Raw genomic sequence first — 15,163 nt, forward strand, 5'->3', positions numbered from 1 at the left:
TTCAACCTTATTAAAATACTGCTTCATGAATCTTTTTCATCACCCGCTACTGAAATCAACTCTCTTCGTTCTCTCTATAGCAATCGTAGGCTGCTCCTCTCCAACAACAGAATCGGCGGCACCACCAGAACAGCAAACAGAACAAGAACAGGCAAACACCACTCCTATACCCGAGGAAGAATCACCTCCTAAAGAAAAATCACCAGCTCCTAAAATGGAACCGGACACCGTTGTTTTGCCTGCTACGTTTAGCAAAGTCGCTGAGGCGCAAGGAGACCTCAACAAAGATGGCCAAGCTGAGTTGGTACTTGTTGTAGATGACCTGCAATCTGCTGGCGATTTTGGTATTTCGCGTAGAATCCTAATTTACCGTCTGGAAAATGGGCAATGGAAGCAGTGGGAAGAATTCCGAGGAGGTATTTTAGACAGTGAAGCTGGCGGCATGATGGGTGACCCTTTTGAGGGTATAGAAGTTGATCGTGGAAGCATTGTAGTCCACCATTTTGGTGGTAGCAGATACAAATGGAGATACACGCATCGGTTTCGTTACCAAAATGCCCGCTGGGAGCTTATTGGAGCAACGATTTTGTATGGTACACCCTGTGAATATTGGAAAACCTACGATTACAATTTATCAACCAGCAAGGTAGCTGTCGAAGAAGTTCACGAAGACTGTGATACCGAAAAGGAAACGACCAATACCTTTTCCTTTAGGCATGTGATCAAGCCTTTGCCCGATTTGCATGGCTTTATGCCGGGGGAAACAGCAGTTGCTGTACCGGACAGGGAGGATGATTTTTATTTTTAAAACAGTCTCGTAGAGACATTGCAGTACAATACCTCTACGAGTCGCCAGCCATACGGACAATTTTTGGGTAAAACTCTCCTAAAACATCCACCAAATCACGCTGGTTAGCCATGACGGTGTGGATATCCTTGTAGGCCATCGGTGCTTCATCCAAGCCGCCGCCGATGAGGGTGACGCCTTGTTGTGCGAGGTACTTTTTGACCTCGCTGCCCGTAAGGCTACGCTTTGCCTGAGAGCGAGACATCAACCGTCCTGCTCCGTGTGATGCAGATTGCAGCGATTGAAAGTTACCTTTTCCGCGAACGATAAAGCCTGGAGCCGTCATAGAACCCGGAATGATACCTAACACACCTTTCCCTGCGGGGGTAGCACCTTTGCGATGAACAATCACTTCCTTGCCATTGGCTAGTTTTTCCTTCCACGCAAAGTTATGGTGGTTCTCAATCCGAGCCAGCGGTTTTTCGCCAAGGGCTTTCGACAAACGGCGGTGTATATGATCGTGACAAGCCGAAGCATAATCGCCGGCGAGGTTCATTGCTGCCCAATATTCGTGCCCTGCTTCCGAGTCGAGCGTCAACCAAGCCAAGTGACGAGCTTCTTTCGGCAGACGGCATTTTTGCATCGCGATCTTGGTGTAGTGCTGTGCAATTTTTGCCCCCATTCCACGAGAACCAGAGTGAGACAGTACGGCCAGGTATTCGCCAAGTGGCAAGCCAAACTCATTGTTTTCGTCCGTCAAGCGAGCGATTCCGAATTCTACGAAGTGGTTTCCACCGCCAGAAGAACCGATTTGCTTATAAGCCTTGTCTCTGTTTTCGCGAGCAATCTTTACGTACTTGAACTCATCGCGGCTGAAGATCGGGTCATCCATTGGTCGTTCAAAGGATTCAAAACCAAAACGAGAGTGTTCTCCCAGCATGTTTTTGAACTTGTCTTTCTCTCCAATCAGCCGCTGCGTCGGAATATCATAAAGGCTCAGACACATACGGCAACCAATATCCACCCCTACGCCATAAGGGATCACGCTGTTTTCTGTTGCCAGCACCCCGCCAATCGGAAGACCGTAACCTTGGTGAGCATCCGGCATCAGGGCTCCTTGTACTGTCACAGGCAAGCGCATAGCGGTAAACATCTGATCTTTGGCCCCAATTTCGATTTGCTCTTCGCCAAACATCGGAAAGTCCTGGGCTTTCTGCTCCAGCTTATACTGCCCGCCTTGGGCAGTAATTTCCTGTTCACCCAAGAGTTCCTTGGCGATCCGTTCCCAACCTTCTACTTCGCGGAAAGCTTCCGGGCGTAGCCGTACCTGCTCCAACATTTTGAGGGCCCATTCGTGCGGTTCTCGACGAAAGTGCTCGTATACTACGTTGATGGCCAGACCAATGATCTTTCCTTCTTCGTATCCAATCTTGCGCAGTTCTTTACCGCGTAACTTTAGCTTTGCCATAAAATTCCCAAATAATAATTCGACCTAAGATACAGCCTCAGGGCTAAACAAGTTCCCCTTGTATTCATTTATATACTCATCGCTTAGTAATAACACTAGCTGCGCCTCACGCTAATTATGAAACAACAAATCGCACAACCGGGTATTGGTGTCGATGGCTGTAGAGCTGGCTGGTTGCGCATTCTCTTTGATGGAGAAGCGGCAGCAATGACCTTGTGTAAAGGACTGGAAGAGGTAGCTTCGCAAACGTCAGAGGTGCCTGTTTTTATTGATATGCCAATTGGTTTTGTCACTACTGGAGTAGCTGGGCGGGCTTGTGATCAGGCTGCTCGTCGCTACCTTAGCCCTTTGCGGCATAGTAGTGTTTTCNCCCCNCCTTGCCGAGCCGCAGTTTATGCCGATAAAGCAACGGCTAGCGAGCTCAACTTTCACCATACAGGCAAAAAGCTTTCACAACAATCGCTCAATATTGTCCCGAAGATGCGGGCCTTAGACGAATTTCTGCAAGCACAAGCTCAACATGAACAACAACGTTGGCATGAAGCTCACCCTGAAGTTGTCTTTGCCGCTTTAAATCAGGAGCAGCCACTGGTTCACAAAAAAAAGACCCGCGAAGGAGAAGCTCAACGCCTAAGCTTACTTGAACCTTATTTTCCAAAAATTAAAGATTGGTATGTGACCGTCCGCAATCAGTATCCTCGCAAGGAGGTCTTGCCTGATGATATTATCGATGCGCTAGGGTTGGCAGTAGCTGCTTTTCTTGCTAATCACCAACTTGCTCAAATAATTTACTTCCCAACAGAGGCCGAATACGACGAGACGGGGCTGAGGATGCAGATTGTAGCCGTGAAAGGTACAGCGTACCGCTTGTCTCTATAGCAATCGTTTAGTTTTTTTGGGCGAGGTGCGGCGCACCGTACTATATTCAGCTGGATTGCCTGCCTTCAATGGTTTTATTAAAGGTTGGGAAATATAGCGCGGTGCGCTGCACCTTTTTCATCAGACAATATCATTTGCTATAGATAAGACGGTGCTCTGCACCAAAATCGCTAGCCTGAAATGGGAAACTTATTCTTCGCCGACCCTATAAGGTTTTTATCTTGGGGGAATCAATCCACACATCAGTTAACAACGTCTATGTCTAAAAATTTCCGCTCCCTACTTTTATGGTCAATTATTGCGGCTGCTTTTATTGGGCCGGGTACGGTTACTACGGCTGCCCGGGTGGGACATGGCTACGGCTTGGGCTTGTTATGGGCCTTAGTGTTTTCTATTCTGGCAACCATCGTACTACAGGAAGCGGCGGCCCGCTTGACCTTGGGTGCCGGTCGGCCGCTGGGTGAAATAATTGGTGCTGAAAACCACAAGTGGAATACTTTCCTTTTTGCTGCTGTGGCTTTGGGTTGTGGTGCTTACCAAGCTGGAAATCTGCTAGGGGCGCTGGCTGGGTTACAGCTTTTGGGAGATGTGAGCAAATGGTGGCTGCTGTTACTAGGGGTAATTGCTGGAGGGCTGCTGTGGTCGGGTAGTACAAAAATAATAACCCGCAGCTTGGCATTGATTGTTGCGTTGATGGGGATTGTCTTTGTTTGGGTCGCTTTTGGGGCGGAAACGCTCCCGCAAGAGTGGCTGGCGGGGCTGGTTCCCAAGGTAGAGGAAGGCTCTGCGCTGCTGGTAGTAGGCTTGATAGGTACTACGATTGTTCCCTATAATTTATTCCTGGCTTCGGGCCTCAGTAAAGGGCAGGATTTAAAAGAAATGCGAACCGGTTTGCTTCTGGCTATCGTGATTGGAGGCGGAATAACGCTGGCTATTTTACTGAGCGGCACATTGGTAAAAGGAGCTTTTGGCTTCCCTGAACTGGCTTCTGCGCTTGATGGGCGACTGGCGGGTCGCGGTGGCCTCTTACTTGGCATTGGTCTATTTACAGCGGGGCTTAGTAGTGCAATCACTGCTCCGCTAGCTGCAGCAATAGCTGGACAGAGCCTGGTGGGTAAAAACCGCCCGGAGTGGGGTTATCAAGGGCGTTATTTTCGCTATACCTGGGGCATCATTCTACTGGCAGGCTTATTATTCGCACTTACGGATGTGCAACCCGTGCCCGCGATCATTGCTGCTCAAGCATTGAATGGTTTGATTTTACCGCTGGTCGCCGTTTTTCTACTCTTAAAAATCAACGATCCCAAGGTGCTCACTGGTGTTTATCGCAATCCTGCCTGGCTCAATATCCTCACGGTAGTTATCGTAGGCGTGACTGTCTTTCTGGGTTTGCACAATATTTGGTCGGCGATGACAAAGGTTTTTGCTAACCTAAGCACAGTCACAGACAACACCCGCTTTATGATCAACTTTGCGGTAACGGGCCTAGCCTGTCTGGCTCTGCTTATGCGAATCCGTAGAATAACCTAAATCCAGGAGAGGGTGGCGGTTATTGAACCATATAAGATCATATAAGTAATTATAAGTAAGAGACTTATATGGACTTACAATCCCTTATATGGTTCATTACATTTCAACATAAGTCATCCCGAATTTTGGCCTTAGCCAAAATCCAGCCTGACTTTAACTTAGAAAGAGTTCGTAAATAGCTAAAAAGAGTAATTTATCCGACTATTTATAGAAAACCCCATGATTTCTATTAGTAAAATCATGGGGCTTCGTCTTTAATGATAGGTTTTGCCATTGGTCAGCACGGATTTTGATGACAATCAAAATTCGGGATGACTCATGTTTTACTTCTTAAACACCATAGTACGGGAAGCAGCATTGTTATTGCTGATTTCCACTGTGTATTGCCCGGCGGCTAGATTGCTCAGGTCGAAAGACAAGTTGTTTGTTCCAGGTACCAAGACTGTATTTTCCTGATGAACAGGCTGGCCAAGCATACTGTAAATGCGAACCATTGCATCACTCGTTGCTTCCACTTCTACCTGTAGGTTCAATTGATCAACAACAGGGTTAGGGAAAGCATTTAGGCGAGTAGCCAGGGCGGGCAATTCGCGGGTATTTACGGTTAAGTCGTTTAACACGGTAGGAGAAGTTAAGAAGACCGCTCCATCACCACCGCTACCGCTGGCATTATTCGCTGCCACTGAAGCTGCGTAGAATTTCACTTCACCAGCGCTGGCGACAGGTGCTGTCCATGGAATTTCGAAAACATTACTTTCACTACGTTCTGAATGCTCGATATAATCACGGTCATTTAGCGTTGTTACCTGGGTGCCTGCAACCGGTGTAAAGCTACCTCCTTGTTCGTTATCAGCACCGACTAGAGCTACTGCTTGAAAGCCATAAACCTGAGCACCTTCGTCAGCATTGACGGTGACACGCATGGTGTAATTCTCACCGGCCTCATAGCCTGTAACGACGGCTCCGTCTTTCAATAACTCTAAGGTCATTGTAGGATTAAAAGCGCCCACCGCATGGCAGTTGCCACAAAAACCAGCAGCTAATGGCCCTCCTGTTCGGTCTTGTCCTTGTACTGCCCCCGGGCCACTGGAATTCCCTAAAAAAAGTATCCCACAAGAGAGGACAAAAAATAGCATGTAGATAGCTCGCATAATTGTATTTTGATTGAAAATGAATAACTCAGAGAAGGAACGAATTTACATGATTATCATGGTTCTATATTTTAAACCAAGGCAATTGTCGCAAAGGCGTTACTGTTTTGTGTAACGCCATTATCATAGACGAAGAAAAAAGGAAATTGTTTAAAGATTAGCTCTTTGGTATAAAGCTTTTCTTGGGGTGAAAACCCTTGGCATCTCCATAGAATTCGTAGAAATACTTAAAATCGGCTTCTTTATCTCCTGTTGGCATAAATGGTTTATCAAAACGAATCACCCCTTTGCCCCAATCAAAAACACAAAGAACTATAGGTACTTTGGCCCTGAGTGCAATATAGTAGAAGCCTGATTTTAATTGATCAACTTTAGCGCGCGTTCCCTCAGGGGCGACAGTGAGACGAAACCGATCTCGTTTTTCAAAAACATCGGCTACTGCCTGTACAAAATTATTATTCTTACTCCTATCTACCGGTACTCCTCCCATCCAACGAAAAAATTTTTCGAAAGGTCCGCGAAAAAGAGAATCTTTAGCCACGAAGTGGATTTTTTCACCAATTATCGGGCGTACGCATATACCAATTGGAAAATCCCAATTAGAAGTATGCGGCACTACTGCTATCACACATTTCGCAGGCAAAGGGTACGGATATTCAATCCTCATCCCCATGAGGCGCATCCAGAAGCTGGCAAGCGTTTTTGCTAAACCCAATTTTACTATTATTTTATGTCTGGCTAAAATACAACTTTACTGGTACTTGGCTCGTAAAATAGCTAAGTTCAGAATATTTGCGTTTTTTGTATTCTCATTTAGAGATCAACCAGCGTTATTATTTTACCGTAGGAATTTTAAAAAGCAGGAAAAAAATTGCGTTTCCCTATTATCATTTCCTTATTACTTTTGGCAAGTGCTCTTGGTGCACAGTCTGTAACGGCTGCTTCACCCGCTGATTCTATTGAGGTACATTTTGAACCTGCTGGTGGGTTTTATCAACACCAGCAACTCATCACTGTTCATGCGCCAGGGGCTAGCGATATTTTTTATACGCTGGATGGCTCTAAGCCCAACCAGCGTTCGCAGCGTTATTTTCAGCCCATCATTCTGGATGAAACAGCTGTCATGAGGGTTGTTGCCTACCTCGACGACGACGCTGGCCGGCCAGTTGGACAAACCTACTTCATTAACGAGCCTAAAACAAACTTCCCTGTTGTTTCTATTGCTCTACCTCCTTATGTATTGTTTAATCCCGAAACGGGTATTTTTGTTCAGGGCGGGGAAGCTGTAGACTCGGTGTGGCATAAACCTGGTGCTAATTTTTGGACAAGAAAAGAATACGCCGTTCATTTGGAATTTTTCGAAGCTGATGGCAGCTCCGTTTACAGTAGCCTTTCCGGCATGCGCTTATTTGGTGGCATGAGCCGGCTATTCCCTCAAAAGTCATTAGCCGTTATTGCCAGAAAGCAGTACGGTGAATCGCGTTTCCGGATGCCCATTTTTGGCGAGGAAGGTAAAAAGTCTTTCAAGTTTCTCGTTCTCCGCAACAGCGGGAGTGATTATGGGAAAAGCCACTTTCGGGATGGTTATATGACAAGCCTCGTCAAAGGCTGGGATTTAGAAACCCAAGATTTTCGCCCGAGCCACGTTTATATCAATGGCACTTATTGGGGAATTTACAACATTAGAGAAAAAGTAAACCGCTATTTCATTGAAACCCATAGTGATGGTGTTGATCGAGACAGCATTGACTTGTTAGAGCATTTTTTGGTACGTAAGCGAGGCTCGCGTCGGCATTACCAGGAGCTTCTCGACTTTTTAGAGCGCTATGATTTAAACTTACAGGCCAATTTTGACCACGTAGCGACCTACATGGAGACGGATAACTTCATGGAGCACCAGATCGCTCAAATATATTTTGATAACCGCGACGCAGGTGGCAATATCAAATACTGGCGCCCCGCAACCCCTGGTGGCCGATGGCGGTGGATTCTTTACGATACCGACTGGGGCTACGGCCTGCACGATGAAAAGGCTTATCGTAGCAATAGTCTGACGTTTCATACCAACCCCAATGGCCCGCACTGGCCCAATCCGCCCTGGAGTACTTACCTGTTGAGAAAACTACTCCAAAATGAAGGCTTCCAACACCGGTTTGTCAATCGCTTTGCTGATCATCTAAATTCAAGTTTTAGCGCACAACAGGCAACAGCGCTGCTTGATTCCTTCTATTTCCTCTATCGGCAAGAAATCCCAAGGCACTTGAAACGCTGGCGATTAAGCGAAAAAACATGGGAAAGCCAAGTCTCCATCATGAGGGATTTTGCTGCAAAAAGACCTGAATATATCCGAGACGAGCTGATGGATGTCCTTGGCGTGGGGCCCGTACGAGACGTTCGCATAAGCTGTAATGAAGGCGGAAAGGTTTTACTGAACGATTACCTTGAAGTAAATAACTTCAGGGGGTCCTACTTTGCCAATCACCCCATTCACCTCAGAGCAATCCCGGCTTACGGGCACCGATTCGTCGGTTGGGAACACGATAAAACCGCAGGTCGAGAACTCGATATAGACTTAAAGAGGGATCGAAGATATAACTTCCGAGCACGTTTTGAACCTTATGAGCACCCGCTTCAGGATCAGGTGATGATCAATGAAATTTGCCCAAAAAGCAAGGAAACAGATGACTGGATAGAAATTTACAACCATTCAGCGCAAACGGTGCCCCTCAAAGGATGGGTACTCACGGATCAGCGCAATGAATTTGTTTTTCCCGCAGTAGATTTATTGCCTAACGACTACCTCGTCGTATGCAAGGACGCCACCAAATTCCGGGAAACCTTCCCCGAAGCTTATAATGTTATCGGAGGGCTCGGGTTTGGATTAAACAAGCGCAAAGAAGTACTCGGGCTTTATGCCGAAGGCGGAGCTGCTGTAGATAGTTTTGCTTACACCTTACCCCCACTTGATTCTGCCTTCACCCTCAATTTACTCCTTCCTGACCTAGACAATGCTGATGTGGAGAATTGGGAATTGCGTACTGGCCTTGGCTCTCCCAATCGAGCCAACCCCTACCTCATCGAAACCAATGTACGCCTGGCGCAATCGCAATGGATGCAAATAGGCCTGGCTGCAGGAGTATTTGTACTGTGCTTGCTCTTGCTGTATTTGCGCAATAGAGGTGTATTTTAGTCTAAGAAAACGCTAATAAATCATCAGGTAATCATAGTGCACCAGCGGCTTTTGGCCCTTCTTGCCCATCAGGTCTTTTGCTTTTTCAGCGTTGTACTGTGCTACGCCAATCCCTACCAGCTCGCTATCGGGGCCAATAATACTCAGCAGATCTCCTTTTTTAAAACCACCATCTATGCTGACAATACCTACTGGCAGTAGGCTACTCACTTTCGTGGCATCTATCAAGACTACCTTGGCACCCTCATTCACCTGAATACGGCCTTGAGTGGTAGGGTGCTGAGCCAGCCACTTTTTAAGATTAGAAGGTTGGGCTTGCGCCGGAATACGCGTACAACGACCGTTGCCGGCCAATACTTCTACCAGACTGTTATGCCGCTGCCCGTTGGCCAAGATCACGTCGGCTCCTAAACGGGCCGTGTGTTGAGCCATTCTTACTTTAGTGGCCATTCCTCCTCGCCCAAAACTTGACTTCACGGGGGCGATGTAAGACCAAACACTCTCATCCGTCGCACTCAAACTCGGGATCAACTCGGCGGCCGGGTCATCAGGAGCGGCGGTAAGCAGGCCATCTACACTACTGAGGATCACCAAGGTGTCCGCGTTCAGCATCGCAGTGACAAGGCTAGCGAGTTCGTCATTATCGGTAAACATCAATTCTGTTACGGAAACGACATCATTTTCATTCATGATAGGCACCACTCGGTCGTGCAGCAGGGCTTCCAGGCAATTTCGCATATTCAGATAGTGCCGGCGATCGCGAAAATCTTCTTTGGTTGCCAATACCTGTCCACAAAGCAACTGATGGCTTGCAAACAACTGCCGATAAAGTTCCATCAAGCGAATCTGACCAATGGAAGAAAGCATCTGTCGGCGCACTACAGGGTCCATCTCATCAGCCCCTGGCAACAGCTCACGCCCAGCACCTACCGCCCCTGAAGAGACCAGTACCAATTGGTGACCTTCTTTCTTTAGCGTCGCCAATTGATCTACCAAGTGGCTGATGTTGGTTACATCCAAGCTGCCATCCGGCCGCGTAAGAACGTTGGTTCCTACTTTGACAATAATTTTAGAATTCTTCCTGAGCATAATATTTAGCTGAGTATCGACAAAACTTATTTGGCAAATTTAAGGAAGCTTCTTAAATTGTTACTATCCTGATGAATATCGTCTAAGTTTCAGACGCAAATGAAATTCCCGAAAAAGTCTAAAGGGTACAACTTTCTACTAAAAATCTTTTTTAGGTTTCAATACAGAAACAACTAACTTTTTTTCATCAAAACAAAACGAAAATGTGGTCAGAATTTAAAGCATTTATCCTTCGAGGAAACGTATTAGAATTGGCAGTAGCAGTAATTGTTGCAGGTGCCTTTGGTACAATCGTAACCTCCTTTACTAATGACATCATCATGCCTCCAATTGGTATGCTCTTGGGCGGCGTAGATTTCTCTGATTTAGCGATGACCCTCCAAGCTGCAGAAATGAATGACGCAGGTGAGGTGGTTAAAGAAGCCGTACAAATCCGTTACGGAGCCTTTATCCAAACCATTATCAACTTCTTGATTATTGCATTCGCTATCTTTATGTTACTGAAAGCCTACAAGAGCACACAGGAACCAGAACCGGAAGCCGCTCCAGCTCCCGATCCTGGCCCAAGTACAGAAGATTTGCTAGCAGAAATTCGCGATCTACTTAAAAAGTAGTAGAATTTTCAATTCATTCACGAAAACATGAGTCAGGCCAAAATCCAGCTTGACTTTAACTTAGGGTCATTAAACATCTGAAAAGAGTGGTTTATCTGACTATTGGTACAAAACCCCATGATTTCACTAATAGAAATCATGGGGTTTCGTTTTTAACTATAAGTTTTACGGTTGGTCAGCACGGATTTTGATGACAATCAAAATTCGGGATGACTCTTATTTATTTTTTGGCACGGTTTTTTCTTTTAGTACAATAGATGCCCGAAAACACAAACAGGGCGATTAGTTAATCAAATTATGGTGCAAAGCTGAATAGCATTGTTGCCACTGAAATGCTCAGTAGCAACCTAATAGAAGTATACCCCATAGTGAGATCTCTAACCCTAAACTGTACGAAAGATGAAACACAGTATTACATTTCCACAAGTATCCTGGAGCCGCTACGGCAGGCTATTCCTTCTTTTTTGCTTGAGCTGGTGCAGCAGCATGCTTCATGCCCAAGATTGCGATCTGGCTTGTGTCGGCTCGCCCGACCAACCGCTACAAGTCGTCATTGACGATCAATGCCAGATAGCACTCACCAATTCGATGTTGTTACCTGACATAGACTCCTGCCCTGGTGACAAGCGGCTCACCGTTAGGGATTCTCTCAACAACCTGATTACCGACGGTTTCAACTTTGTTCAGTTTTCTGCGAGTGCTTTCGTCGGAAGCCGGCTCAGTGTCACCATCACTGATCAAACCACGGGCACGCTTTGCGTAGGCTCCATACGGGTTGTCGACAATAGCGCACCCACCATTACCAATTGTACCAATGTAACAGTAAGCTGCCTTGACAATACTTCTCCGGAAGTTATTGGCGAACCAACCATCGGCGACAATTGTGATATGAACTTAGCATTAACTTCGATAGACAACATCACTTTTGGCGATTGTCTGTCGAATATTGCTGCTGTTATTCTTCGCGAGTGGACAGTTACCGATCACAGTGGCCTAACCGCCAGCTGCACCCAGGAAATCACCGTCACACGGGCGTCTTTTATGGATGTAACTTTCCCTGACGACGTTACACTCCCTTGCGACGATCCTAGTGCAGATCCTGCGATTACAGGAATACCAATGCTCAATGGTACAGTATTGATGCACGGTGACATGTGTGGTTTGGACGTAGGCTTTTCGGATGACACTACGTTTATTTGTAATAACTACATGTACCAAATTAATCGTACCTGGACGGTAATTGAAAACTGTACAGACTTTTTTGGTGAGGATGTTCAAACGATACTAGTAAGTGACGACCAAGGCCCAATACTCAACTGCCCTACTCCCAACCAACTGGCCTATACCAGTGACCCAGGCGTTTGTAGTGCCACCATTGCACTTCCTATAATTACAGGTACCGACAATTGTGGTGCCAATATCACATTTTCTGTTACCTCTTCTTACGGAGCTACAGATTTCAGTCCTGTGAGTGGGGTTGCTCCTGGCGAACATATTGTTGTTTACCAAGGTCTCGATGAGTGTGGTAATACGAGTACCTGTACAGTACAACTTACGGTTACGGATGACGTAGCCCCTGTTGCTGCTTGTGATGACCAAATAGTAGCCTCTATTGCTTCGAGTGGTTATGGCATTATTTTGTCCTCTACTTTCAACGAAGGCAGCTCCGACAACTGTGGTCCTGTTTTCCTAAAAGCAAAAAGAAATATCGGCGCTGGATGTAACCTCGCCAATGGTGACGACAGTAGCCTTCCTGGCTACCAGGAATGGTTTGATGATCGGGTGATCTTCTGTTGTGAAGACATTCCAAACAGTCCTATTTCCGTAACACTGAGAGTATACGAAACTGACCCAGGCACTGGCCCTGTTGATCCTTCCCGCGAAACCGGTGGCGGCGACCTTGTGGGACATTTCACCGACTGTCAGTCGATTGTTACTTTGCAAGATGGAACTGCTCCTATTTTTGAGCAATGCCCGCAGCCACTTACGATCAACTGTTATGACGAACAAGAAAACCTGGGCATCTACGGTAGCCCAGTAGTACGAGATAATTGTGGCTTTACGCTTGATAGCACTTTCGTTACCAGTTTCAACGAGTGTGGTGTAGGAACCATTACCAGAACCTGGACAGCTACAGACAACTACGAGCACGAGTCTAGCTGTTCTCAGGTGATTAATGTTATCAACAATGAAGCATTAACAGAAGATGACATTGTTTGGCCAATCAACGTTGAGCTATACGAATGTGGAGCCAGCACTGCCGATGAAGACCTGCCGCTTGCCGCTCGTACCCCTACCGTTAACTGGGCGGGATGTGGAACGGTAGCGATAAATAGCACCGCATCTGTTTTCAACACCGTTCCTGGTGCTTGTTTCAAGATTTTACGCACCTGGACTGTGATCGACTGGTGTAACTTTGACCCTTCTGACCCTAACGGAGGTGGCCAGTTTACACATACCCAACAGATCAAAGTATTCGATCAGGAAGACCCAATTATTATCTGTCCGGAATCAGTGACCGTCAACGTAAGTAGTAACTGTACCACCGGTTATGCAACCTTGGGACTGCCTACTGCTGACGATTGCTCTACGCAGATTACATTCACAAACAACTCTCCTTTTGCCAACAGCAATGGTGCTGACGCTAGCGGTAATTACCCTGTAGGAACAACTACCGTGCAATTCATTGCCAATGATAATTGTTTCAACAACGCTTCTTGTACGACAACGGTAACCGTCGGAGACACCGAAGCGCCTAACGTTTCTTGTATCGTAGGCCTGACAACCAACGTCATGCCAATGGGTGACGGAGTTATGGGAAGCATCGACGCTAGTGCCTTAGTTGGCTCTGTAAGCGACAATTGTGACCCTACCAGCTTACTAAAATTCACCATTTCTCGCCCTGGCGACGGAACGAACGGCGTACCTACTGCTACGAGTGTAGACTTTGATTGCTATGATGCAGGTCAAGCTGCCGAAGTTATCCTTTGGGCTTCTGATAGCCAAGATAACGTATCTACTTGTTTGACGGTCGTAAGCGTACAAGACCCCAACAACCACTGTGTGGGCCAAACCGGTGAAGGCATGATTTCCGGAGGCGTCTTAACGGAAGACGGCAACGAAGTAGAAAACGTGATGATCATGGTTTCCGGAAATGATCCGTCAATGATGTATACCCATATCGATGGTAGCTTCATGTTTGAAGACCTGTCTTTGGGCCAAGATTACAGCGTAATTGCTCAAAACAACGAGAACCTTCTCAATGGTGTTACAACCTTTGATTTGATCCTCATTGGCAAGCATATTCTAGGCACGAGCACCTTGAACACTCCTTATAAATTGATTGCTGCTGATGTAGATCGCTCTGGCCATATCTCTACGCTGGATATTATTAAGCTCCGGAAGCTTATCTTGAATATCAGTTCAGAGCTGCCAAATAACAATACCTCTTGGCGCTTTATTGATGCTGCCTACGTTTTTGCAGACCCAACGAACCCTTTCATGGGTTACTTCCCGGAACTGCACAACATCAATGACTTATCTGGCCCGGAGATGCACGCCGATTTTGTGGCCATCAAAGTGGGAGACGTCAATGGCTCTGCCATTCCGAACAGCATGATGGCTGATGGAGATGACCGCTCTAGCAGCAACCCGCTGGAACTCACCATTGGTGCTACCTCTGTCGAAGCCAATGAAACGGTAGATATCCCGTTCAAGGCGCGCTACATGAACGAGTGGATGGGCTACCAGTTCACACTAGAATACGATCCAGGTGCATTGGAAGTACTGGAGATCATCCCTGGTGACTTGCCCAACCTTTACCCGGAAGAAAACTTCCACTTTTACGATGATCGCGCAGGTTTAATCACTACCGTTTGGAACGAATACGGCCAGTCTGCAAACAGCAAAGAAGCGACTTTATTCACGCTACGTTGTACTGCTAAGCAGGCAGGAAACATCAAAGAATGGCTCTATCTCAGCTCACGGGTAACCAAGGCTGAGGCTTACACCCAGGAAGGCGAAGCAGAAGACATTAACTTGTCCTTCTTTACCGAAAGCGGCGCTGCAGAAGTAAGCTCCAACTTTGAGCTTTTCCAGAACCGTCCTAACCCATGGAATAATTCTACCATTATTCCTTTCCAGTTAGATCCTGGTGGAGATGCGCGATTAAGTGTTTACGATATGGCTGGCAAACTGGTTTACGAAGTAGCAGAATACTTTTCAGAAGGCTACCATGAAATCAGTATTCGCAGAAGTGACCTTCCTGCAATCGGCTTATTTTACTACACCCTCGAAGCGGGTGATCAACGGGCCACTCGCAAAATGGTTTTAACGGATTAAAAAAATAAAGAATAATACTCTTCTGCCAATTAGCGGGCCAGTTTGCCAAGTTGCAAGCTGGCCCGCGCTTTGTATGCTTATGTAGCCGCCGCTAAATGGGCTCATTTCAACAAT

At 46.5% G+C, this 15,163-nt stretch carries 10 protein-coding genes; 6 read left to right on the top strand and 4 right to left on the bottom strand.

Annotated features, from left to right (window positions below; all coding sequences use genetic code 11):
• Nucleotides 1-25 precede the first annotated feature (25 nt).
• The gene (locus tag A3EU_RS30185) at nucleotides 26-808 is read left to right on the top strand and encodes a hypothetical protein (protein ID WP_020536327.1); all 783 of its coding nucleotides are present in this window, start codon (nucleotides 26-28) and stop codon (nucleotides 806-808) included.
• Nucleotides 809-842: 34 nt separating this feature from the next.
• Here the strand turns inward: A3EU_RS30185 and A3EU_RS0111570 are convergent, their stop codons facing one another.
• Nucleotides 843-2,255, bottom strand: a complete 1,413-nt coding sequence (locus A3EU_RS0111570; protein WP_020536328.1) for an RtcB family protein — start codon at nucleotides 2,253-2,255, stop codon at nucleotides 843-845.
• Between the two features lie 117 nt (nucleotides 2,256-2,372).
• On the opposite strand from A3EU_RS0111570, the gene A3EU_RS30190 reads away from it, so the two are divergent.
• Nucleotides 2,373-3,134 carry a DUF429 domain-containing protein gene (locus tag A3EU_RS30190; RefSeq protein WP_020536329.1) on the top strand — a complete coding sequence of 254 codons (762 nt, stop codon included), beginning with the start codon at nucleotides 2,373-2,375 and terminating at the stop codon, nucleotides 3,132-3,134.
• A 258-nt stretch (nucleotides 3,135-3,392) separates the two neighbouring features.
• On the top strand, nucleotides 3,393-4,664 hold the full coding sequence (locus tag A3EU_RS30195; protein ID WP_020536330.1) for an NRAMP family divalent metal transporter: 1,272 nt from the start codon (nucleotides 3,393-3,395) through the stop codon (nucleotides 4,662-4,664).
• Nucleotides 4,665-4,987: 323 nt separating this feature from the next.
• Here the strand turns inward: A3EU_RS30195 and A3EU_RS0111585 are convergent, their stop codons facing one another.
• Both A3EU_RS0111585 and A3EU_RS0111590 read right to left on the bottom strand, forming a co-directional pair.
• Nucleotides 4,988-5,815 carry a T9SS type A sorting domain-containing protein gene (locus A3EU_RS0111585; protein WP_020536331.1) on the bottom strand — a complete coding sequence of 276 codons (828 nt, stop codon included), beginning with the start codon at nucleotides 5,813-5,815 and terminating at the stop codon, nucleotides 4,988-4,990.
• Between the two features lie 157 nt (nucleotides 5,816-5,972).
• Nucleotides 5,973-6,530, bottom strand: coding sequence for a 1-acyl-sn-glycerol-3-phosphate acyltransferase (locus A3EU_RS0111590; RefSeq protein WP_211213929.1), 558 nt, complete (start codon nucleotides 6,528-6,530; stop codon nucleotides 5,973-5,975).
• Between the two features lie 156 nt (nucleotides 6,531-6,686).
• On the opposite strand from A3EU_RS0111590, the gene A3EU_RS0111595 reads away from it, so the two are divergent.
• Nucleotides 6,687-9,005 (top strand): CotH kinase family protein, encoded by a 2,319-nt coding sequence (locus A3EU_RS0111595; RefSeq protein ID WP_020536333.1) that lies wholly within the window; start codon nucleotides 6,687-6,689, stop codon nucleotides 9,003-9,005.
• 12 nt (nucleotides 9,006-9,017) lie between these two features.
• Here A3EU_RS0111595 and proB read toward each other — a convergent pair whose 3' ends face one another.
• Nucleotides 9,018-10,094, bottom strand: a complete 1,077-nt coding sequence (proB, locus tag A3EU_RS0111600; RefSeq protein ID WP_020536334.1) for a glutamate 5-kinase — start codon at nucleotides 10,092-10,094, stop codon at nucleotides 9,018-9,020.
• 203 nt (nucleotides 10,095-10,297) lie between these two features.
• On the opposite strand from proB, the gene mscL reads away from it, so the two are divergent.
• Entirely contained in the window at nucleotides 10,298-10,708 is a 411-nt protein-coding gene (mscL, locus tag A3EU_RS0111605; protein ID WP_020536335.1) for a large-conductance mechanosensitive channel protein MscL, read from the top strand.
• Nucleotides 10,709-11,107: 399 nt separating this feature from the next.
• Nucleotides 11,108-15,049, top strand: a complete 3,942-nt coding sequence (locus A3EU_RS0111615) for an HYR domain-containing protein (RefSeq protein ID WP_020536337.1) — start codon at nucleotides 11,108-11,110, stop codon at nucleotides 15,047-15,049.
• The last annotated feature ends 114 nt before the right edge of the window (nucleotides 15,050-15,163 follow it).

The organism is Lewinella cohaerens DSM 23179 (genome assembly GCF_000379805.1).
GTDB lineage: Bacteria > Bacteroidota > Bacteroidia > Chitinophagales > Saprospiraceae > Lewinella > Lewinella cohaerens.